This is a genomic window from Bradyrhizobium sp. SRS-191 (genome assembly GCF_024586915.1).
Classification (GTDB): Bacteria; Pseudomonadota; Alphaproteobacteria; order Rhizobiales; family Xanthobacteraceae; genus Bradyrhizobium.
Map to the genome: position 1 here is coordinate 1 of NZ_JANBVS010000078.1, position 1,499 is coordinate 1,499.

The 1,499-nt window shown below is 62.2% G+C and carries 2 protein-coding genes and 1 pseudogene; 1 reads left to right on the top strand and 2 read right to left on the bottom strand.

The annotated features are described in order from the left end of the window. Window positions 1-195, bottom strand: a pseudogene (locus tag NLR35_RS34115) (flagellar protein); the annotation flags it as partial. Window positions 196-575: 380 nt separating this feature from the next. On the opposite strand from NLR35_RS34115, the gene flbT reads away from it, so the two are divergent. Then, window positions 576-1,025 (top strand): flagellar biosynthesis repressor FlbT, encoded by a 450-nt coding sequence (gene flbT, locus NLR35_RS34120; protein ID WP_257170921.1) that lies wholly within the window; start codon window positions 576-578, stop codon window positions 1,023-1,025. Between the two features lie 155 nt (window positions 1,026-1,180). On the opposite strand, the gene NLR35_RS34125 is transcribed toward flbT, so the two are convergent. Beyond that, a partial coding sequence (locus tag NLR35_RS34125) for a flagellin (protein ID WP_257170922.1) occupies window positions 1,181-1,499 on the bottom strand: 319 nt, incomplete at its 5' end.

Here is a 1,499-nt window from a genome sequence, read left to right on the forward strand (position 1 = left end):
ATCGAGCAGATTGGAGATGTCGGAAGCGCGGTTGTCGAGACCCTGGGCAGTGAAGAAGTTGGTCGGATTGTCGAGCGCCGAGTTGACCTTCTTGCCCGTGGAGAGATTGTTCTGGGTGGTGGCGAGCAGCTGAGCCGTCGACTGGAGCGAAAGCAGATTCTGGCGCACCGACGCCGAGAGAACAATGCCTGACATTTTCATACCCTTCTGGTGTGACTCAAACGACCGAACCCTTCAGGGTCGGTTGTGCCCGCATCGACTTCGCAACCGGGCGACGTGGATCAAGGTAAATGGGAGTGGCTAACAAACGGTGAAGCGGCGCGACTCAGCCGCCGCATGCGATACCGGCGACGCACGTGACGCTCCGCGCATGGTCAGGCGATCGCATTGAAAACACCTGACATTTACCAAGCGGACCGGCCATTTACCGCGCGTTAACCATGTTCGGAAAGGATCGCTGCGCGCCGGGCGATCGCGCGCGCAGACTGTTCACGCGATTTTAGACTGGCCACATGAATTGCGGCCTCGCCGGAGCAGGTTCGGCGCCGCGCCGATCGCGGCAACGGAGGACGAGAATGGCCCTGAAAGTCGAACTGAAGCCGCATGAGCGAATCATCATCGGCTCGTGCGTGATCACCAACACCGACCAGCGGGCGCGACTGCTGATCGACGGCGACAACATTCCGATCCTGCGCGAAAAGGACATTCTCACGCCGGAGACCGCCGACACGCCGGCCAAGCTCGTCTATCTCGCCGTCCAGCTGATGTACATCTCGCCCGGCGCGGATGCCGACCACGGCACTTACTTCAACCTGCTGCGCGACATCATCACGACGGTGCCGAGCGCCTGGCCGATCATCGAGGCCATCAACGGCCACATCCTCAACGGCGATCTCTATCAGGCGCTGAAGGAAGCCAAGAAGCTGGTCGCCTTTGAGAAGAAGCTGCTCGAGCAGGCGCAAGCCGAACAATTGGCGGAACAGCAAGCCGACCAGGCGGCGAAACCGGTCAGCTCCGCAGCCTGAGCCGCGCGGCCACGGCCGAAACGAAGAGCCCGGCGCTGCACATGCAGAGCCGGGCTCTTCGTTTGAGCTGCACCATCACGTCGCAGGCCCTTCAAGACGCGAAAGCGGCGGAGTTTCCCCCGCCGCCATCTGATGTCGAGCGTTGGTGCTGCGGATCAGCGCAGCAGCTGCAGCACGCTGGCCTGCGACTGGTTGGCGAGCGAGAGCGCGGACACCGCGATCGACTGGCGGGTCGACAGCGCTTGGCTGTTCGCCGCTTCCTCGTTGGTGTCGGCCAAGGTCAGGTTCGACGAACCGGTCTGCAGCACGTTGATCAGGTTCTTGTTGAAGTCCTGACGGATCTGCACCACCGACAGGTTCGAGCCCAAGGTCGACGCTTCCGAGCGCAGCGTCGAGCTCGCGGTCGTGAGCACGCCGATCACCTTGTTCGCCGAGTTGTTGTCGAGGAAGTCGGTGCCCGAGGTCAGCGTCGAC